18 protein-coding genes are annotated in these 20321 nt (G+C 70.8%); 7 read left to right on the top strand and 11 right to left on the bottom strand.

Going from position 1 to position 20321, the window contains the following annotated elements:
- Nucleotides 1-63 precede the first annotated feature (63 nt).
- Nucleotides 64-1266 carry a PucR family transcriptional regulator gene (locus ACQP1K_RS15455; RefSeq protein ID WP_433496393.1) on the top strand — a complete coding sequence of 401 codons (1203 nt, stop codon included), beginning with the start codon at nt 64-66 and terminating at the stop codon, nt 1264-1266.
- Nucleotides 1267-1276: 10 nt separating this feature from the next.
- On the opposite strand, the gene ACQP1K_RS15450 is transcribed toward ACQP1K_RS15455, so the two are convergent.
- From ACQP1K_RS15450 to ACQP1K_RS15405, 10 genes are all read right to left on the bottom strand, one after another.
- Nucleotides 1277-2032 (bottom strand): SDR family NAD(P)-dependent oxidoreductase, encoded by a 756-nt coding sequence (locus ACQP1K_RS15450; protein WP_433496392.1) that lies wholly within the window; start codon nt 2030-2032, stop codon nt 1277-1279.
- On the bottom strand, nt 2029-3723 hold the full coding sequence (locus ACQP1K_RS15445) for a diol dehydratase reactivase ATPase-like domain-containing protein (protein WP_433496391.1): 1695 nt from the start codon (nt 3721-3723) through the stop codon (nt 2029-2031). Before ACQP1K_RS15445 ends, ACQP1K_RS15450 begins: the two co-directional genes overlap by 4 nt.
- A complete protein-coding gene (locus tag ACQP1K_RS15440; RefSeq protein ID WP_433496390.1) occupies nt 3720-4088 on the bottom strand; it encodes a diol dehydratase small subunit in 369 nt (122 codons plus the stop codon). The genes ACQP1K_RS15445 and ACQP1K_RS15440 overlap by 4 nt, the downstream gene beginning before the upstream one ends.
- Nucleotides 4076-6361 carry a propanediol/glycerol family dehydratase large subunit gene (locus tag ACQP1K_RS15435; RefSeq protein ID WP_433496389.1) on the bottom strand — a complete coding sequence of 762 codons (2286 nt, stop codon included), beginning with the start codon at nt 6359-6361 and terminating at the stop codon, nt 4076-4078. Before ACQP1K_RS15435 ends, ACQP1K_RS15440 begins: the two co-directional genes overlap by 13 nt.
- Complete coding sequence (locus tag ACQP1K_RS15430) at nt 6358-7359, bottom strand: ABC transporter permease (protein WP_433496388.1); 1002 nt, start codon at nt 7357-7359, stop codon at nt 6358-6360. The genes ACQP1K_RS15435 and ACQP1K_RS15430 overlap by 4 nt, the downstream gene beginning before the upstream one ends.
- Entirely contained in the window at nt 7356-8234 is an 879-nt protein-coding gene (locus tag ACQP1K_RS15425; RefSeq protein ID WP_433496387.1) for an ABC transporter permease, read from the bottom strand. The genes ACQP1K_RS15430 and ACQP1K_RS15425 overlap by 4 nt, the downstream gene beginning before the upstream one ends.
- Nucleotides 8231-9346: an ABC transporter substrate-binding protein gene (locus ACQP1K_RS15420; RefSeq protein WP_433496386.1), complete on the bottom strand. Its 1116-nt coding sequence runs from the start codon at nt 9344-9346 to the stop codon at nt 8231-8233. Before ACQP1K_RS15420 ends, ACQP1K_RS15425 begins: the two co-directional genes overlap by 4 nt.
- An 8-nt stretch (nt 9347-9354) precedes the next feature.
- A complete protein-coding gene (locus ACQP1K_RS15415; RefSeq protein ID WP_433496385.1) occupies nt 9355-10503 on the bottom strand; it encodes an ABC transporter ATP-binding protein in 1149 nt (382 codons plus the stop codon).
- 509 nt (nt 10504-11012) lie between these two features.
- Nucleotides 11013-11861: a cellulose-binding domain-containing protein gene (locus ACQP1K_RS15410; RefSeq protein WP_433496384.1), complete on the bottom strand. Its 849-nt coding sequence runs from the start codon at nt 11859-11861 to the stop codon at nt 11013-11015.
- Nucleotides 11862-12021: 160 nt separating this feature from the next.
- Nucleotides 12022-13470 (bottom strand): amidohydrolase family protein, encoded by a 1449-nt coding sequence (locus ACQP1K_RS15405; protein WP_433496383.1) that lies wholly within the window; start codon nt 13468-13470, stop codon nt 12022-12024.
- 238 nt (nt 13471-13708) lie between these two features.
- On the opposite strand from ACQP1K_RS15405, the gene ACQP1K_RS15400 reads away from it, so the two are divergent.
- Genes ACQP1K_RS15400 through ACQP1K_RS15380 form a run of 5 tightly spaced genes read left to right on the top strand, consistent with a single transcriptional unit; the run spans nt 13709 to nt 17913 of the window.
- Entirely contained in the window at nt 13709-14902 is a 1194-nt protein-coding gene (locus tag ACQP1K_RS15400) for a CaiB/BaiF CoA transferase family protein (protein WP_433496382.1), read from the top strand.
- Complete coding sequence (locus tag ACQP1K_RS15395; protein ID WP_433496381.1) at nt 14895-15725, top strand: citryl-CoA lyase; 831 nt, start codon at nt 14895-14897, stop codon at nt 15723-15725. Before ACQP1K_RS15400 ends, ACQP1K_RS15395 begins: the two co-directional genes overlap by 8 nt.
- Nucleotides 15718-16581, top strand: coding sequence for an extradiol ring-cleavage dioxygenase (locus ACQP1K_RS15390; RefSeq protein WP_433496380.1), 864 nt, complete (start codon nt 15718-15720; stop codon nt 16579-16581). The genes ACQP1K_RS15395 and ACQP1K_RS15390 overlap by 8 nt, the downstream gene beginning before the upstream one ends.
- A complete protein-coding gene (locus ACQP1K_RS15385; RefSeq protein ID WP_433496379.1) occupies nt 16578-16940 on the top strand; it encodes a hypothetical protein in 363 nt (120 codons plus the stop codon). The genes ACQP1K_RS15390 and ACQP1K_RS15385 overlap by 4 nt, the downstream gene beginning before the upstream one ends.
- A 1-nt stretch (nt 16941) precedes the next feature.
- Entirely contained in the window at nt 16942-17913 is a 972-nt protein-coding gene (locus tag ACQP1K_RS15380; RefSeq protein WP_433496378.1) for a quinone oxidoreductase family protein, read from the top strand.
- Nucleotides 17914-18277: 364 nt separating this feature from the next.
- On the opposite strand, the gene ACQP1K_RS15375 is transcribed toward ACQP1K_RS15380, so the two are convergent.
- Nucleotides 18278-19078, bottom strand: coding sequence for an IclR family transcriptional regulator domain-containing protein (locus ACQP1K_RS15375; RefSeq protein WP_433496377.1), 801 nt, complete (start codon nt 19076-19078; stop codon nt 18278-18280).
- A 339-nt stretch (nt 19079-19417) separates the two neighbouring features.
- Between ACQP1K_RS15375 and ACQP1K_RS15370 the strand changes: the two genes are divergently transcribed.
- Nucleotides 19418-20233, top strand: coding sequence for a hypothetical protein (locus tag ACQP1K_RS15370; RefSeq protein ID WP_433496376.1), 816 nt, complete (start codon nt 19418-19420; stop codon nt 20231-20233).
- The last annotated feature ends 88 nt before the right edge of the window (nt 20234-20321 follow it).

Here is a 20321-nt window from a genome sequence, read left to right as displayed (position 1 = left end):
TACCATGCGCACAGTCCCATTCGTGACGTGTCTGCCGAACCGGGACGCGCCAGGAGGTCGTGCGTGCGTAAGTTAGGACCTGACCGGACTGGTTCCCTGTCGGTGCTCGACGCGATCAGCCTGCCGCCGCTCAACATGGCGGAGGTGCTCACCGGCAGGTCGGTGCTGGCCTACCGGAACGTCCGGTGGATCCAGGTCATGCACTGGCCCTCCCATGAGTTCGTACGACCCGGTGATCTCGTGCTCAACACCGGCGTGGCGCCGTCCCACGAGGCGGCACGCCGGTTCCTGGAGGGTGTGATCAGGTCCGACGCGGCCGCGCTGATCGTGAGCCTGCCCCCTGGAGTGGACCATCAGGCGATTCTGACGCCGGTGATGTCCACGGCGCGGGCCCGGGAGTTCCCCGTGCTGTCCCTGCCGTGGGAGGTTCCGTTCGCCGACGTTTCGCGTACGGTCGTGACCCGCCTTCTGGCCATGGGGTGCTACGCGGAGGAGACGTCCTGTGCGCTGCGGCACGGCGGCGTCCGGCGCCCCGAGCTCGCGCCGAACGTGTCCGACGAGATCTCCCGGGCGATGGCGCTGCGCGCGGAGTCGGCCGACGTCGAGGTCGCCCTCGGCCGGCCGGGGACGGGCGCGAACGCGCAGGAGAGCTTCGCCAGGCTGATCGGGGAGCTCGAGAGCACCGCCGCCCGTGAGCGGCTCCAGCTTCGTCTGTGCCAGCGGCCCGGGGTCGCGCTGCTCGTGCTCGAGGACGGGGGCATGACGCTGCGGCATCTCCTGGAGCGGGCCCGCCGGTCGGTGGCGGACACCTCGACGCACTGGGTCGTCTCCGACCGCGGCGATCAGGAAGCCGCGACCGCGTCACCGGATCTCGCGCAGTCGATGGAGGTCGGCCGGGAGATCATGCGTGACGGCGACGGCTGGGTGGCCCGCCAGCCCCTCGAATCGCTGTTCGTCCTCGGTGCGATGGCGCAGAACCCGCTCGTCAACTCGGTCGTCGTCGACGCCGTGGGGCCGCTGGTGGAGTACGACCGGCAGAACCGGCGCAACCTGGTGGAGACGCTGCAGGTGTTCCTCGACGAATCCTGCAACACCAGCGCCGCGGCACGACGGCTGTTCCTCAACCGGCATTCGCTGATGTACCGGCTGAACAAGATAGAGGAGCTGACCGGTTTCTCGCTGAAGGAACCGGCCGACCGCTTCTTCCTGCACGCGAGCGTGCGGTTGTACCGCTACCGGCTGGTCGAGGGCGTGGCCGAGGACTGAACGTCACCGGTCAGCCGATGAGCTCCCCGCCGTCGACGACGACGTTCGCACCCGTCATGAACGCGGCCGCGTCCGACAGCAGCCAGCACGCGAGCCTGGCCACCTCGTCGGCGTTGGCCATCCGGCCGAGCGGGACGTACTCGGCGACCCGGTCGAGGAACCCCTCGCGCCCGCCGAACGGATGCCAGATCGCGGCGTTGAACGGTGTGTCGACGTATCCGGGGCACAGGGCGTTGATCCGGATGCCGTCGACCGCGTGGTCGTGGGCGAGCTGGCGGGCGAGCGCGATGGTCGCCCCCTTGGACACGGAGTACGGCACGAGCGCGGTCTCCGGCTGCAGCCCGGAGTTCGACGCCGTGATCAGGAAGACGCCGCCGCCGTTGCCGCGCAGGTGGGGGATGACCGACTTCGCGACGATGAAATGGGCGCGGACGTTGACCATGTAGCTGTAGTCGAAGTCCGCGACCGTCGCCTCCTCGACGTCGCCGCCCCGCTGGACACCGGCGTTGGACCACGCCGCGTCCAGCCCGCCGAGCCCCTCGATGGCGGCGTCGACGGCGCGGGCGAGCTGCTCGTGGTCCGCGACGTCCACCGGGATCGCGATGGCGTCCAGCTCCCGGGCGAGCTTCAGCAGGCGGGTCTCCTGGTTGTCCAGCAGGGCCAACCGGCAGCCGGCCTCGGAGAGCATGCGGGCCCCTGAAGCGCCGATTCCCGTCGCGCACCCGGTCACAAGGATGCGGGAAGGCAGGTCGGCAACGATCCTCATACGCACTCCAGTCCCCGTTGGGCCAATCCGTAGGCTACTGCGTATCGGTGGCCCAGCGATTTCGCCACGTTCCCGCGTCCCACCGTCGAACCGGGGGGAAGGCACTCGGCGACCGAGGCGAGCACCTCGTCGTCACCGGCGGCTCCGCCGACCATCAGGAGCGGCAGCGGCTCGGTCAGGCCGAGCGCCTCCAGCGCTCGCGCCACGTTCCGCCCCAAGGTCTCGACCTTGGCCGCCATCCGCCAGGCGCGCCACTCGCCCAGCCCGAGCGATCGGTTGAACGGCAGCAGACCCACCGGCCCCCGCACGCACAGGGCGCCGACCGCCGCGCCGGACAGCGGTGCGTCCAGGAAGGCGTGGCCGCCTTTCTCATCGACCACGATGTGCGGCGAGTCGGCGTGCAGCGCGGGCGCCCGCTTCGCGTGGTCGGCGAGCCCCATCGGGATCGCCAGCGCCTTCGCGGTGACCGCGGTGAGCATCTCCCCGGCTCCGGCCGCCACGCGGCGCCGTCCGCCGTCGGAGACGTCGACGGTGCCGCCGCCGAGGTCGGCGACGACCGCGTCGCCGGGACAGCCGGGGGTCGTGAGGGCCCCGGCGCGGCCCGCCGCCGCCTCGGACTCGGCGAGGAACACCTGCGCGCCCAGCGCCTCCGACAGCACCCGTGCCGGGTCGGCGACGGGTGCGGGGCCCGGGCCGAGCACCGAGGTGATCACCTGGTCGACCTCGACCGTGCCGCGCCGGGAGCGGGCCCGGCCCGCGACCGCGTCGAGGTGGACGGCGTAGACGTCGTCGACCGGAGTCCACGGCGCGCCCGCCCAGCTGATCGCCGAGACACGGCCGGGGGGAGAACGGCGCAGCGGCCCGATCGAGTCGGTCAGGCCGGCGGTGGTCCCGTCACGCCATGTCACGCGATCGGCGCGATCGACCCGATCCGGTGGGCGAGGCCCGTCCCCGCCGCCCGCCGACAGCGCGACGACGGCGTAGGAGGAGTCGGCCAGCTCACGGGTGAGCGCGCGCACGTGCGGGCTCGACGCGGGGAGACCGAAGGCGTCGGCGATCCAGTACGGATCGACGAGGTGTTTCAGGGGCCGCCCGTGGGGGCGGGCCTCGACCGCGACCAGCTCCGCCGCACCCGGATCCGGCACCTGGTCGATCACCGGAAGGCGCTCGTCCAGGCGGTTGGCGATCAGGACCGCCTCGTCGCGTTCCGTCAGGACCGCGACCACGTCGAGGCCGGCCCGGCGGGCGTCGTTTATCCGGCGCGCGGCCTGCTCGTAGGCGACCCCCGCGGGGACGGTGACCACCAGCGGGCCGTGACGGGCCCCGCCGGGTGCGTCGAGAGCGCCCAGCGGGACCGGCCTGCCCAGGGCGGCTGCGTCCCCGGCGGCCGTCGTCGCGGTACGGGTGATCAGGCGCAACGGGCCGGTGTCCGGCGGCGGCCGGCCACCGGACCGGCATGTCGTGCGCACCGGATGCGCGGGGGCGATGCACGCGGAGTCGATCCGCACGGAGCGGCTCGCCGCCGTTCTCAGCACCAGTCGTGCCGCTGCGGTGAGCGACTCGGCGCTTCCCTTGGCTCCCCGTGTCATGCCGCGGGCGGACGCCAGCACCTCGGCACCGCCGCCGACCGTACGCAGCAGCACGATCTCCGTGGTCGAGTTGCCCACGTCGACGCCGGCGACGACGGTCATCGCGCGAGGCCGCAGCGCGAGTACACGTCCGCGGCCTCGCGCACCAGTTCCGCGCATCTCGGCATGCCGCGTACGGCCAGCTCCTCGGCCATCTCCCGGAGTCGCGCGGCCGTGGAACGCCCCGGACGCAGGGCCTCGTAGATCGCCATGAGCTCCTCGTCGCCGAGTTTCGCCATCTCGGCGCCGCGCCGCAGGCTCTCGGCCAGCTGGCCGTTCCCGAAGCGCTCGGCCTGCTCCGCCTGACGCAGCAGCGTGTCCGGATCGATGCGGATGTCGTCGATGGTCAGTTCGTTCGCCCGGACCCGTGCCAGGGTCAGCTCCTCGATCGGGCGGCCCGACATGGCCTGCGGCGTCAGTGATTCCACCTGACCTCCTGGGGTGGCAGATCGGGATGGCAGTGGGCGCGCTCGACCGCCACCATCGAGACGACCCGGGTGTGATATCTCGCGGTGATGGCCTCGTCGCTGTAGGCGTTGCGCACCGGGTCGGGGATGCCGCCCTTCGCGTGACGTCCGGCGTTGATCCCCATGGCGCGGTACATGTCCCGGGTCACGAGCGGGGCGACGCTGAACAGTTCGAGGTTCATCAGGGGCGCCAGGTCCCGGCGGTGGATCAGCGCCGTCCCCTTCGCCTGCAGACCGATGCCGATGCCCGAACCCGCGAGCCGTGCCGCGGCCAGCCCGATGAAGCCGACATCGATCGTGGAACATATCCGTACCAGCCGGGCTCTGCACCCCTCCTCCTCGAGCCCGGCGGCGAGTTCCCTCAGCACGTCGTACACGGTCAGTCCGGACAGGGTCTGATGCAGGCCGACGCCGAGGGCCGGGGAGAGGCCGATGACCACGTCGCGGGGGTCGTCGCCGACGGCGGCTGGACCGGTCTCGACGAGGGCGTACGGCAGCGCGTGGAGATCCTGCTCGCCGACCAGATCGACCACTGATCTCTGCTGCCGCACCGTGTCGATCTCCCGCCTCCGTTCGGCGGACATCTCGTAGCCCGTTCCGGGACCGCTGTAGTCGTTGGGGTCGGTGACGCCGGACAGCACGTTCATCCGCTCGTCGAATATCGCGGCGGTCTGGAGGTAGTCTCCGCCGACGCGGGCGCGCAGCATGCCCAGGACGCGCTCGGCCTCCTCGGGGAATCCGCATTCGTCCAGCGCGCGTACGACGTCGAGACCGGTGAGACCGGACTCCTGGATCACCCGGGAGGCGTGCAGGACGGCGAGCGGATCCGGTTCCGCCAGGTCCTTCGACCCCTCGGCCGTGACGACGGACTCGAGATGCTCGTCGCCGAAGTCGGCCAGCCCGAGGTGCCGGAAGACCGCGCGGGTCGCCTCGGCCGCCTTCCTGCGCAAGGCCAGGACGGTCTGCTCGTCCACGGTGCGCAGACCGCCGTCGACCCCCCAGTCACGCTGCAGGACCAGGTAGTCGTCCAGGTCGTCGGCGTTGAAGTTGGACGGCCCGAACATGTTGTCGTAGCGCGGAACCGAGCCGAAACCGGAGAAGACGAAGTCGGACCCCGCGAGGAAGAGCGGCAAGGTGCGGGCCGTCCTGCGCATGTCGGACTCCGACATCAGCGTGTCGTTGCCGGAGCACGACTCCAGGTTGCGCATCATCACCATCAGGTTCTCGCTGAGCAGCTCACGTACGCCGCCGGGCACGGAGGCCGCCACGCTGGCTCCGTCGATGCCGCCGTTCTGGACCCCCTGGGCCCCGATCGCGCGGGCCAGGGCCACGCAACGAGCCTCCAGGTAGCCCATGGACCTGCCCTCGGCGTACCCCATCAGCACCTCGGAGCCGGCCCCGCTGGAGACGCGCATCTTGATGCCACGGGAGGCGTAGCCGGACACGAGGAACGCCTTGGACCACGGGGTGTCGTCGCCGTCGACGAACACCCGCTCGGTGCCGTACAGGCTCACGGTCTCGGCGTAGGAGACGAGCCCGCGCATGCCGAGCTTCAGCTCCAGGGCCTCCTCGACAGCGCACTGGGTGAGGGCGCCGGCGGCCGGCACCTGCGACCCGATCAGCAGCGCCATGGCGACCGCGGGAGCGTCGTGCAGCACCGGCACGGTGGTCTCCAGCTCGCGGAACCCGAAAGCGACGGCCGTGGCCGCGTCGGCCGCGATGAGCAGCGGGTCGTCCATGCGGTTGGTCACATGCGCCTGGTTCGCCGGGGTACGCCGCACCCGCATCTTCATGATCGCCATCTGGATCTCCACCGGCCGCAGGCCGGCCAGGACTCGTGCGATCTTGGCCGGTGTCATGCCGGCGGCCAGCCGGACCACCTCGCCGCGCGGCACCGAGCCGTCGACGAGAAGCCGTCCCAGTTCCCGGTCGTCCATCGCCATCACCTCGGGCGCGACGGCCGGGTCCAGGCCGTGCCGTGCGATGAAATGGTCGATGCTGTCGAACTCCGCGACCGTGCGGCCGTCCATCTCGACGACCACGCCGTCCCGGATCAGGACGCCGGGCTCGGGATCGTGCGGCGAGTCGAACGCCACCAGTCCGAGATCCGGGTTCTCCGTCGAGAATCCGTCGAGGTTCACCCGCTGGGCGTCCATCATCCGGAACCGCCCGGATCCCCGGAAGGGCGGCGCCGCACCGTCGTCCGACGGGGTTCGCTGTTCGGTGACGCTCAATTCCGCACTCTTTCGGGTGGTGGTTGTATGCCGGCCGTCCGTGCCGGATCGGCGGCCGGCGCCGCCGCAGGCGTGGGCGGAGCCGGTGGCCGGCCGCCGGTGTCCGCCGCCTCCTTCGCCGGTTCGCCCGGGGCCTGTGCCCGTACGCCGCGCCGCCCGCGCCTGGTGAGCACGAACAGCGCGAGGAGCAGCGCCACCAGGGTGACGAGCACCAGCACGCTGGCTATGGCGTTGATGGCCGGGCTGACCCCGCGCCGGATGGAGGAGAACAGCAGGATCGGCAGCGTCTGCGACTGGCCGCGGGTGAAGAACGCGATGATGAAGTCGTCGAAGGCGAACGTGAAGGCGAGGAGGAATCCGCCGACTATCGCCGAGGCCAGCTGCGGCAGCGTGACCTGGAAGAGCGTGCGGAGCGGCGTGGCGTAGAGGTCGGCGCTGGCGTTGCGCAGCGAGGAGTCCATCTGCGTGATCCTGGCCTTGAGCACGATCATCACCAGGGCGGTCCCGAAGACGGACTCGCCGGCGATCACGCTGAGCTTGCCGAGCCCCAGCTCGGGTGGTGTGTCCCCGGGCCACAGGTATGCCAGCCACGGGTTGAGCCAGTCGGCGAAGGTGACGAAGGCCAGCAGCAGGGACAGGCCCAGCACGATCGCGGGGATGACCACGGCGACGTAGGTCATCAACTCGATGGTCCGCTGGACGCTTCGCCGCAGTCCGGTCACGCCGATCGCCGCCGCGGTGCCGAGGAGGGTCGAGATGACGGCCGAGGCGACGGAGATCTGCAGGCTGTTGCGCAGGGCGTCCAGGATGAAGGGGTCGGTCCAGGCCTGTTCGTACCAGGTGAGGGACAGCCCCTCCAACTGGGTGACGTGCCGGCCGGCGTTGAAGCTGAAGACGACGACCACCGCGATCGGCACGAAGAGGAAGAGGTAGACCAGCACCGCGTAGACCGCAAGCACTCGGTCGAAGCGGCCGCCGGACGCGCGTCGGATGCTCACAGGACCCCCTCGGTGGGAAGCGGCCCGGTCAGGCGGCGGGTGAGCCAGGAGTAGCCCACCACGACGAAGCTCATGAGAAGGATGAACGACCCGGCGAGGGCGGCCCCCAGCGGCCAGTTGCGCGACTGGAGGAACAGGTCGGCGAGCGCGTTGCCGAGGAAGTACGAGCGTCCGCCGCCCAGCAGGACCGGGATCAGGTACTCCCCCATCACGGGGATGAACACGAGCAGGCAGCCGCTGAGCACGCCGGGAGCCGACAACGGCAGGGTCACCTGCCGGAAGGTCGCCAGCCGGCCCGCCCCGAGATCCTTGGACGCCGCGCGCAGGGAGGGGTCGAGGCGTTCCAGTGAGACGTAGATCGGCAGCAGCATCAGCGGCAGGTAGTTGTAGACGATGCCCAGCACGATGGCGAACGGCGTGTTGAGCAGCCGCACGTCGTCGGCGAGTCCCATCGCGGACAGCACCTCGGGGATGCCCTTGCTGCCGAGGAGGAACGTCCAGGCGTAGGTGCGGATCAGCATGCTGGTCCAGAACGGCACGATGATCAGTGCGAGCAGGACCACCTTCTTCCGGCCGGCCTTCATCGCGAGGTAGTAGGCCAGCGGATAGGCCAGCAGCAGGGTCACCACGGTGCCCAGCAGGCTGAACCGGATGGTGTTGAGTATCGGCACCAGCCGCGTCTGGAGCTCGCCGTAGTTGTCCAGCGTGAACCCGGGCTGATAGCCGCCGCCGGGTCCGCGTACGCCGACGGACACGATGAACAGCACCACCAGGGGCGCGAACATGAACAGCAGGAACCACAGCACCGCGGGGGCGGACGCGAGGGCCGGACCCCGGCCTCTCCGAGACGCCGGCGCCATCGTCTTCCGGCTCACGACGACTTGATCCTCGCCCAGGTCTCGGCCCGCAGCGGGCTGTTGTACGTCTCGGCGGTGGCGAAGGACAACGGGGCGATGGTGTCGTCTTCCGGGTAGATGACCGGATTGCCCCGGACATCGGAATCGACCAGCTCGGTGACCGCCGGATCGGCATGCGGATAAAGCGAGAAGTTGATGTTGTCGGCGGCGTTCTTCGGCTCGTGGATGAATTTGAGGAACGCCCAGGCCGCGTCGGGATGCGGGGCGTCCTTCGGCACCGACCAGTTGTCGCTCCAGATCTCGCCGCCGTCCTTTCCGATGACGTATTTGAATCCGGGATTGTCGCGTACGACCTGTACGCCGTCTCCGGTCCAGGCGATGGACAGCCAGGTGTCGCCGTTCCGCAGGCCGGGCTGAATGTCGCTGCTGATGGCGAAGAGTTTCGGCTTTATGCTCTTGAGGAATCGCTCCACCTCGCCGAGGCCCTTTTCGTCGCGGACGTTGAAGTCGAGGCCCAGACTGACCGCCGCCGATCCGATCGAGGAGATCTGGTGGTCGACGATCACGGCCCGGCGGTCGAGGTCCGGAGCCAGCGTGAAGAACTCCGCCCAGCTCGTCGGCTCGCCGCCGGCGTCGCCGGAGAAGATCATCCCGGTGGTTCCCCAGTGTTTGGGGATCGTGAACCTGTTGCCGGGATCGAACTCCTGGTCGACGACGGCCCTGTTCCATGAGGACAGGTCGACGCCGATCTCGTCGTAGTCCAGCGGCTGGAGCAGATCGCCCTTGATCCAGCCCGGGATCGCGTACTGACTGGGGACGGCGACGTCGATGCCGGAGTTGCCGGCGCGAAGCAGCGCCTCCATCTCCTCCGTCGAGCCGAACACCTGCACGTTGACGCGGATCCCGGTCTCCTCGGTGAACCGCCGGAGCACGGCTGGGTCGTCGTAGTTGGGCCAGGTCGCGAGCGTCAGCGTCGATCCGGACCCGCCGCTCGCGGTGGCGCTGCCTCCGGTCGTCTCCTTGACCGGCGGCGCACACGCCGATGCGGCGACACCGGTCCCCGCGAGCAGGGAGCCGTAGCCGAGGAGCCCGAGCAGGTGGCGGCGGGAGATCGCATTGGGGGACGGCATGTGCTCTCCTAGGACCTTGAAGCGGATTTCCACGTGGGCACGATCCGGGCGTCCATCGGATGCCATCCGACGTCGACCGCCGTGCCCGGTTGGAGGTTGATCTCGTGGGCGGCGCCCGCGAGCGGGATGCGCACCCTGACCGCCCCCAGGAGGCGGGTGCGCACGGTGCAGTCGACCTGGTCGCCGTGGAAGCTGAACGCCTCGATCACCCCGGAGGCCGTGCATTCGGCGGCCACCGTGTCGCCGGTCCCCGGAACGGACAGGCGCAGACGCTCGGGGCGCAGCGCCAGCTGTGCGGATCGTCCGGGGGTGAGATCACCCGTCGTGGGGATGCCGGAGAACCGTCCGGCATCGGTCGTGATCTGGGTGAGGCCGCCGGAGGCGCCGGTCACGGTGCCCGGGACGAAGTTCATCGTGCCGATGAATCCGGCGACCCACGAGTCGACCGGGAGATCGTACAGCTCCTGGGGGGTCGAGTCCTGTACGATCTCGCCCGCGCGCATGACCGCGATGCGGTCGGCCATGGACAGCGCCTCGCCCTGGTCGTGGGTGACGAAGACGAAGGAGATGCCGAGCCTCGTCTGCAATGACTTGAGCTCGGTCTGCATGTCGACGCGGAGCTTGGCGTCCAGCGCCGACAGCGGCTCGTCGAGCAGCAGCACCGACGGCTGCGCGACGAGCGCGCGGGCGAGCGCCACTCGCTGTTGCTGCCCGCCGCTCAGCTCCCACGGCCGGCGGCGTCCCAGGTGGTCCAGCCGCACCATGAGGAGGGCCTCGTCGACCCGCGACCGGATCTCCGGCTTGGCGATCCGCGGCCGCTGCTGACGCAGCGCGTACCCGACGTTCTTCGTCACGTCCATGTGCGGAAAAAGGGCGTAGTGCTGGAAGACCGTGTTCAGCGGCCGCCGGAAAGCGGGTACGTGGGTCATCGCTTCGCCGCCGAGATGGATTTCACCGGCCGACGGCGTCTCGAATCCGGCGAGTAGTTTCAGCAGCGTGGTCTTGCCGCAGCCCGAGGGGCCGAGCAGGGCGAAGAACGTGCCCGGCTCCAGGGCGAAACTGACATCGGAGACAGCGCGAACGTCGCCGTATTCTTTGCACAGTCCATTGACGTGAAGAAAACCCTCGGCGACCCGTTCGTCATCGGCTACCGGCACGTAGACCTCCGTATCGGGTCCGCCGCCCGCCGGGGTCCGGAATATTTCACTGCGGATCGGTGGGCGGCACGTGCAGGGAGCATGACCGGCGCCGGGAGCGGCGGTCAACGAACGGAATCGCTTTCCAACACAGTGTTGGTCGCCGGTATGGGCTTTTCCGCCACCCTGGGGGATCCGGCGTCATCGCCTTCCCACAGTCTGAGAGATCACGCCGGCCACGTGGCGTGGCGATTCTACGGTGATATCGCCATGGCGCCGCGGCCGCCCCCGCCAGGAGGGCACGACCCGGCGACGGTCGCCCGCTGAAACGGAAACGCCCGCCTCACCGGGAGGCGGGCGCCGCTTCATGCGGGGGACCGGTCGAGTGATCGGGTGTGGCAGGGAGGAGGCGGGAACCGCATGCCGGACCCCCTCGGCGGGGTCCGGCGGCGGACCGGAGCCTCCTCCCGGCGGAGCGGGCCGCACCGATCGGACGCGACCGACGCTCCAGGCGCGCGAGGCGGGGAAGCTCAGGCGCAGGCCGCGCCGTTGAGCCGGAAGACAGCGGGAGTGGGGTTGGCGCCGGCGTGCGTGCCGTTGAAGCCGATCCACACCGTCCCCCCCGGGGCGATGTCGCCGTTCCAGGACATCGCGGCCGCCGTCACGGCCGAGCCGCTCTGCGACCAGGTGGCCGACCACCCGGCGGTCACCTGCTGGCCGGGGTCGGGGAAGGCGAACGTCAGCCGCCAGTCCCGTACGGTCGCCGACCCGGTGTTGGTGATCGCGAAGTTCGTGGTCATCCCGCCCGTCCAGGTCGTGGAGGTGGCCTCCACCCGGCAGGTGGGGCTCGGCGAGGCCGAGGGCGAGGGCGAGGGCGAGCTGATGACGTCGTTGTAGATCGTCACGGCCACCGTGCCGGACGCCGGTCCCAGCGCGCCCATGGTGTCGACCGCCACGAGGTACAGATGATGAACCTGGGACGGGACGCCGGAGGGCGGCCAGGGCAGATAGACGCTTCCCTCGGTCACCGCCGGCTGGAACGTGGCCACGTTGACGGACGTGCCGTCGTCCTTGAGCTCACGTACGTAGTAGCAGGCGATGCCGTCGTCATCGGTGGCCGGCGCCCAGCGCATCCGCACCTCGGTCATGAAGACGGCGGTGACCTCGGGCGTTCCCGGCGCGCTGGGCGGCGTGTTGGGAGGCGGCGTCGGCGACATCGGGCCGGTCCGGCACGGGAGCGCGCCGGACGGCCACGGCGACGGCGACGGCGATGGCGTCGGATCGGCCGCCACGGCTCCGGCCATCGCCGGGGGAACGAAGAACGCGGCCGCTCCCAGAACCGCCGCGGCCCACACGCGCACCGCTGTCCTCGTCCGCATGGCTCAACCTCCGGTCGTGTGTCTTGCACGCGGATTGTGGTGGCGGGCGCCGCGATGGTCAACGAAACCCGGGCGCCGGCGGACTCTCCGCTGGTCGGCGGCGGGCGACGCTGCAACTTTCACGGGCAGGCCGGGGAAGCGGCCCGCCCGTGCGCGGAAGTCAGCGGCTGTGCGTCGAGGCGCTGCGGTAGTCGGTGTAGGTGTAGGGGTTGTCGAGGATGGTCGTCTCCGGAATGTCAGGGTTCATCCCCTTCTCCCAGGCCTCCTCGCCCATCGTCGTGCGCAGGTGATCGACGGTCCGTTCCACCTCCTCGCGTGCCCTCGCGAGGTCGATGCCGACCAGCCGGTGCTCGTGCTTCACCACCCGGCCGTCGATCAGTACGGTGTGCACGTCCCCCCGCTGGGCCTGGAAGGCGACGTGGCCGAACGGGTTGAGAAGCGGGAACGACACCGGCGAGTGCTCGTTCTTGATGAGGACGATGTCGGCCTTCTTGCCGACCTCCAGGCTGCCGAGGTCGTGGTCGCGGCCGAGTGCGCGCGCCCCGCCCCGGGTGGCCCATTCGACGACCTGGTCGGCGCGCAGACTGCAGTGCGTGACCGTTTCGCCCTTGGCGTGCGCCTCCAGATGTCCGCGCGAGCGGTCCGCGCCGAGCGTCGTCCGCATGGCGGAGAACAGGTCGCCGCTCCACCACACGCTGGTGTCCATCGAGAGCGAGACCGGGATGTCGTGCGCCCGGATCGCCCAGGTGGTCGGATATCCCTGCCCCGCGCTCTGCTCGCTCTCCGTGGAGACCGACACCGAGCCGCCGGTGGCCGCGATGCGGTGGTAGGAGTCGGCCGACAGCGAGGAGGCGTGCACGTACACGGTCTCCGGGGTCATGAAGCCGTGCTCGTGCATGAGCCGGATGCCGTCGTCGCCGGTGGCGCCCCAGACCCCGGCGTGCGTGGTGACCGGGACGCCGAGCTCCCTGGCGACCTCGAAGGCGGGCTTCTCGGGGAAGGCGGGGTCGCCGGTCACGTCGAAGGCGATCTGGAACCCGAGCATGTCGTCCCCCGTGATCCGGCGGCGGACGAAGTCGCGGAACTCCGGCGCAGCGGTCCACTCGGCCGGCGCCTGCTGGATGTTTCCGTACGCCAGCACGAACCGGCCGGGCACCGAGCGGAGCGCGTCGACGGCGGCGTCGGCGTGCTCGACCGTCTGCAGGCCGTGCGACCAGTCGACGACCGTGGTGACGCCCGCGTCGACGGCCTCGATCGCGGCCAGCAGGTTGCCGGCGTACACGTCCAGCGGCCGGAAGAGCCTGCCGTACTCGAGGTAGTACCAGACGAAGTACTGGGTCAGCGTCCAGTCGGCGCCGTAGCCGCGCATGGCGGTCTGCCACATGTGCCGGTGCGTGTCGATCATGCCCGGCATGACGATGCCGCCGGTCGCGTCGATGACCAGGGCGTCCTCGGGGGCGGCGAGATCGGGCCCGATCGCGGCGATCCGGTCGCCGACGACGAGCACGTCGGTACGGCTCAGCACCCGGTGCCGCACGTCCATCGGCAGCACGGTGCCGCCCCGCAGCAGCACGGGCCGTCCGGGCCCGAGGTCGTTCCGCTCGTTCATCGATGGTCTCCTCACCGTGTGGGCCGTGCACCGGCGGCGGTCCCGTGGCTCCGAACAGATGTCCGTCAAGCGGTCATCCCGGCTCTGCCGTTACTCTCCCGATCGCGGCGACCGATGTCAACACCATGCTCGGTCCATCGGTGGCAGGCCCGGCCCGGGCCTTTCCCACGTCCTGGTGATGTGCCAGAATCCAGATTCACGGACTAATGTCCGTTGAGCGGACAAGGAGGAAATCCGAGTGACAGATGACGCCGTGCCCGACCGGCCGGACGGAGGGGGCCCGCTGTCGGGGGTGCTGGTGGCGGACTTCTCCCGGGTCCTGGCCGGGCCGTACGCCACGATGCTCCTGGCGGACCTGGGCGCAGACGTCATCAAGGTCGAGGGCCCGTCAGGCGACGACACCCGCACCTGGATGCCCCCGGTCCGCGACGGGGCGTCGACGTACTATCTCGGCGTCAACCGGGGCAAGCGGTCGATCGTGCTCGACCTGCGCGACGAGGCCGACAGGGCGGCGGCCCGGGAGCTGGCCCGCCGCGCCGACGTGCTGGTGGAGAACTTCAAACCGGGCGGGCTGGCCAGGTTCGGGCTCGACTTCCCGGCGGTGGCGGCGGCCAACCCCGGCATCGTCTACGCCTCGATCACCGGGTTCGGCTCCGGAGCCGGACGCGACGTGCCCGGCTACGACCTGATGGTGCAGGCGATGTCCGGGCTGATGAGCCTCACCGGCGACCCGGGCGGCCCGCCGTACCGCGCTGGAATCTCGGTGTTCGACGTGATGGCGGGAAACCACGCCGCGATCGGCATCCTCGCCGCGCTGCGGCACCGCGACGCGACCGGCCGCGGCCAGCACGTCGAGGTCAACCTGCTGTCGTCGGCGCTCACCGGGCTGGTCAACCACAGCTCCGCCTACGTCGCCGGGGGGACCGTGCCGTACCGCATGGGCAACGCCCACCCGAGCGTGTTCCCCTACGAGCCGCTGCCCACGGCCGACAACGACCTCATCGTCGCGGCCGGCAACGACCGGCAGTTCCGCAGGCTGTGCGAGGTCCTCGGCATTCCCGAGATCGCCGACGACGAGCGGTTCGCGCGGATGGCGGATCGTACGGCACGGCGGGAGGAACTGCGGCCCGTCCTCGTCGAAAGGCTCGCCACCCGGGGCGCGGTCGAGTGGTTCGACCTGCTGGTCGCGGCCGGGGTGCCGTGCGGTCCGATCAACACCGTCGACGGCGGGTTCGCGATGGCCGAGCGCTTCGGACTCGACCCCGTGGTGGACGTGGGCGCCGGCGGCCGCGCGGTGCCGACGACACGCCACCCCATCCGGTTCTCGGTCACCCCGGCCGTCTACCGGCTGCCGCCGCCCGAGCTGGACGAGCACGGCACCGAGCTGCGCGAGTGGCTGAGCACCGCGCCGGAGGAGGACCACGATGCCTGACGAGCGCCCGTCGTATCCCACCGCCCTGGGGGCGTCCTCCCCGACGACGATCAGACTGCTCGGCCGCGACCTGGCCGAGGACGTGATGGGCAAGGTCGGCTTCGGCGAGCTCGCCTTCTGGCTGGCCGCCCAGCGGCGCCCGACGCCGGGGGAGACCCGGGTGTTCGAGGCCGTGCTCGCCGCGCTGGCCGATCACGGCTTCACCCCTACCGCGATCGTGACGCGGCTGACCTACCTGTCGGCGCCGGACTCGATCCAGGGCGCGCTCGCGGCCGGGCTGCTCGGCGGCGGATCCCGCTTCCTGGGCGTCACAGAAGACTGCGGCCGGTTCCTGCACGATGTGCTGACCGCCCACGGCGCCGGCCCGCCCGCCGACGAGGCGGGCTGGGACGCGCTCGCGCTGGAGACCGTACGCGCCCGGCGCGCGGCCGGGCGGTTCATCCCCGGTCTCGGCCACCACGTGCACAAGGAGGGCGACCCCCGTACGCCGCGGCTGCTCGCCATCGCAGCGGAGGAGGGCCTGTTCGGGCCGCATCTGTCGCTGTTCGCCGCGATCGGGCGGGTGCATCCGCCGGTGCTCGGCCGTACGCTGCCGCTCAACGGCGCCGGCGTGTGCGGCGCCGCGCTCGCCGACCTGGGACTGCCGCTGGAGCTGCTGCGCGGCTTCGCCCTGCTCGCCCGTACGGCCGGCCTGATCGGTCAGCTCGCCGAGGAACTACGCCGCCCGGTCGCGGGCGACATCTTCCTGTCGGTGGACCTGAACAACCGATCCGTCGAGCCGGAGCCCTACACCCCTGACGCCATCGGAGGTTCGCATGGCTGAACTGGTCGCGGTCATCGCGTCCACCCATCACCCGTTCTACTACCGGGCCAGCACCGCCACCGGCGAGGACCGCCCGCCGTTCGCCGACGAGTGGGTGCGCAAGGTGGAGGCGTTCCGTGAGACGCTGACGAAGGCGCGCCCCGACGTGCTGGTCATGGTCGGCTCCGACCACTTCCACCAGCCGTGGCTGGACAACATGCCGCAGTTCCTCATCGGCAAGGCGCCCTTCTACGACGCGAACTGGTACAACGAGGAGCGCGAGTTCGGCCTGCCCCGGATGCTCTTCACGGGACAGGAGGACCTGTCGGCCTACATCCTGCGGGAGGGCCTGGACGCCGGATTCGACCTCGCGTTCTCCAACGAGCTGCGGATCGACCACTCGATCACCTGTCCGATCATCACCCTGCGCCCGCAGAACGATCTGCCGATCGTGCCCGTCTACACCAACATCTTCGCTCCGCCGCTGCCGCAGCCGAAACGCTTCGTGCAGCTCGGCCGTACGATCCGGCAGCTGGTCGAGTCGTGGCCGGAGGACAGGCGGGTCGCGGTGATCGGCACCGGACACCTGTCGCTGGAGCTCGGCGGGCCGCGCCAGTTCGGGCCGCACGGGCCCGATCCCGAGTTCGACCGCAAGGCCGTCGAGTGGATCTCCTCGGGCGACATCGAGGGCTGCCTGGCCGAGGTCACCCTCGAAAGCCTGCACCTGCCGGGCAACGCCACCCACGGATTCATGGACTTCATGCTGATGATGGGTGTGGCCGGCGAGGGCGCCAAGGCCGACTACGTCGACACCTACGACCTCTTCCACACGATGGAGGCCTACTTCACGTGGTATCCCAACGGAGGCGCGGCGTGAGCAGATACCTGCTGAACAAGTTCCTGTTCACCGTCGACCGCGATCCCGAGCTCGTCGAGCGCTACCGCGAGGACCCGCGCGGCACGGTCGCCTGGTGGGAGGCCGAGTACGCCAACCGGATCCTGGCCTGCCACGGCGGGGAGGCGTCCACCTGGCTCCGCTTCGACGACGCCGAACGCGAAGCCCTGGCCGCCCACGACCACCCGAGGCTGTTCGAGCTGGGCGCGCACCCATTCCTCACGCTCACGCTGTTCATCGCCATGTTCGAGCGCGACCACGCCGAGCCGCTCGGCTTCCAGAAGGAGTACGCCCGGCGGCTCGCCCACATGAGCCTGCCCTACCCCGACATCGCCACCTGACATGCGTGCCGCCGAGATCCGGACGCCCGGCCGGCCGCCGCTGGCGGTCGAACGGGCCGCCCCCGAGCCCGGGCCCGGTGAGACGCTCGTCGAGGTCGGCGCCGCCCCCATCACGCCGCTCGACCTGCTCTGCGCGAGCGGCACATCCTACTTCGGCAGGCCGTCGACGCCGTACGTCCCGGGCGTGCAGGGCGTCGGTACGGCCGGCGGACGGCAGGTGTGGTTCTCCACCACGGCGGGGATGGCCCCGGGCGACGGGAGCATGGCCGAGCTCGCCACCGTACCCGTGGAGAACATCGTCGAGCTGCCCGAGCGGTTTGGGGACGCCGGCCTGATCGCGGTCGCCGCGCTGGGGCTGTCGGCCGTCGCCGCCCACATGGCGCTCAGCCTGCGCGGTGAGCTCGCCGCCGGCGAGCAGGTCCTGGTGCTCGGCGCCGGGGGAGTGGTCGGCCAGGCCGCCGTGCAGCTGGCCCGCATCGCCGGCGCCCGCCGGGTCGTCGCGGGCGCCCGCTCGCCCGGCGCGCGGGCACGGGCGGAGCAGGCCGGCGCCGACGCGGTGGTCGCGCTCGACACCGATGACGTCGCCGAGCTCGCCGGCCGTTTCGCCGCCGCGGCGGACGGACCGGTCGACCTGGTCCTGGACCCGCTGTTCGGGGCGGCGGCCGCGGCCGCCGCCCGGACGCTGCGGCCCGGCGGACGGCTGGTCAACCTTGGCGGTTCCGCCGGTGAGACCTGCCCCATCGACTCGGCCACGCTGCGCAGCAGGTCGCTGCGGCTGCTCGGCTACACCAACAACGAGCTGACCCCGGAGCAGCGCGCGGCGGCGATCTCCGTCATCGCCGAGCACGCCATGCACGGCCGACTGGCGGTCGCCCACGAGAGCGTACCGCTCGGTGAGGTCGAGGCCGCCTGGCGGCGCCAGGCCGCCGGAGCCGCCACCGGCCGCATCGTCCTCACCCCCCACCCCTTATGAGGATCACCCCCCATTGAGGAGCCCTCGCTGAGAAGCCCCCTGAGAAGCCCCCTGGGGTGCCTCCTGGCGAGCCCCCTGGCCGTGATCTTGCGAATTCTCGCACGCAGGTGCCACGAGCAGGCGTTTCGTCATTCGTGATCTTGCAGTTTCTCGCAGACCTATCCGCTGAGCAGGCAAAACAATGTCGGTGATCTTGCACTTCGCGCGCCAGCTGCAAGATCACGAACTGTGTCGGCGCAGGTCGGCTGGGTCGCCTGCGAGAAACTGCAAGATCACCGAATCGGTTTTCGCAGGTCGGAGAGGGGACCTGCGAGAATTCGCAAGATCACGGGAGGGGGTGTGGGAGGGGGTAGAGCGGGGGGCGTTATGACGGGGTGACCTGTGGGACGGCCTCGTAGAGTGCCCAGTCGGCGCTGATCGCGCTCGCCGTCTTCAGTAGGAGCGGCAGGTGCTCCTCGGTGAGTTTCTCCAGGGAGGTCTCGGCGGCGTGCGCGTTCACGTTGACCGCCGCGATCACGTTTCCCAGTCCGTCTCTGAGCGGGGCGGCCACGGAGCGGATGCCGAGGGCGAGCTGCTCGTCGGTCAGGGCCCAGCCCTTCGCCCGCACCTCGCGCAGCGCCGACTCGCACTCGCGCGGCGACGGCCGCCACCGCGGCTCGATGCCCGACCGGCTGGGCTCGGTGAGGACCCGCTCGGCCTGCTCAGGGGGAAGCGCGGCGAGCAGCACCTTGCCGAGAGACGTCTGCAGGGCGGGAAAACGCGTCCCGATCTGCACCGAGAGCGCGACGATCTTCGGTACGGCCACCCGGGCGACGTAGACGATGTCGGAGCCGTCGAGCTGGGCGATGGACGAGGACTCGTGCGTCTGGGCCACCAGTTGTTCGAGATGCGGCCTGGCGATCTCCCACAGCCCGGTCGACCGTACGTAGGAGACGCCCAGCTCGAGCACCCGCGGAGTGAGCGCGAAACCGCCGCGCTCGGACCTGGCGTACCCCAGCTCCCGCAGGGTGAGCAGGATGCGGCGGGCGGTGGGACGCGCCAGGCCGGTCGCGGTCGCCACCTCGGCCAGCGACATGACCGGACGGCCCGGCTGGAACGCCTTGATGACGTCGAGACCGCGGGCCAGCGCCTCGATGAAGTCGGGTCCGGTGTCGCCTCGTGCCATGAACGCCTCTTCCGCTCGGTGTCACCGCTCCAACTCTAGACCTCGGCTAATGCTCGCTGTCCGTCTGGCGGCGATTCATATGGAACGCAGACGGCCTGCTGGTCATGTGTTCCCGGTGAGACGCGACGGAGGTCGTCACATCGGCGACCGACAGTCGGACCCCTGTCCGTTCGCGGTTCCTCATCCGTACCGCGGTCACAGGACACCCACGGCCGTCACGGGTGGGGGGCCGGGCAGGACATATCGACAAGGATCCTCGCGCGGCGATACCGTATTTTACGTTTTCCTTACCCAGGGGCCGCCTCTGGGCTTCCACGAACAGCAGCGGGCGGAGCCGGCATGAATGAGCAACCGACGGGTCCGGACAGCGGCGGCCCGCCCGGCTGGAGCGCGCAGCCCGGTCAGCCCGGTTCGAACCCCCGGCCCCCGCAATCCCGGCCCCCGCAGTCTCAGCCGCCGCAGCCCGGCTGGGGTCCGCGGCCCGGCTATGGCCCGCCACCTCAGCCCCAGCCCGGCTATGGCCCGCAGCCCGGCTACCCTCCTCCGCCCCGGCCCGATCAGCAGAACTGGGGAATGCGGGCGGGCCCGCCCGGCTGGGGACCGCCGGCGCCGCCGAAGAAGGGCGGCATGTCGAAGGGCTGCCTGATCGCGCTGGTGGTGACCGCGATCGTCGTGGTCCTGGGCATCGGCGCGGTCGTCGCGGGAGGCCTGTTCGTGGCCGGCAAGGTCAACGAGGCCGCGGAGCAGAGCGCGCCCGGATCCGACCGGCTGCCGGAGGAGATCGACGGGCTCAAGCTCCTGGAGGGCGGCGTGACCGGGCTGGCGTGCAGCCTCGGCGCCCGCCCGTTCGACGGCATCGCCGAGTCCGGGAAGATCGGCTCGTACTGCTACGCGGATGACGCCGGAGCTTTCGCCATGGCCATCGCCGGCAGGGGCGAGGCCTTCGAGATGACCGGATCGGCGATGCTCGGCGGCGGCGGAGACGGGACGGAGCCGGAGAGCGTCGACGGGGCCGAGTGCGTCCGCGACACCGGCGCGACGGTGATCTGCGTCGCGAGCGAGAACGGCGTCACCGCCCTCGTCGTGACCTCGGGCGGGGTCGGCGAGAACACCGCGGCCGAGATCGCGGTCACCGTCGCTGGAAGGGTCGGCTGAGCGCGTCGTCGCTGCCGGGCGGGGGCACCGTACGATGAAGGAGGCTGCGGGTCCCCGCCCCGTTGGGCTGGGCACGCGAGCGGCGTGC

It is taken from the genome of Sphaerimonospora sp. CA-214678, assembly GCF_050942215.1.
Lineage (GTDB): Bacteria > Actinomycetota > Actinomycetes > Streptosporangiales > Streptosporangiaceae > Sphaerimonospora.
Note: the sequence above shows the minus strand (reverse complement) of the source record. Positions and strands in the feature narration are given on the sequence as shown.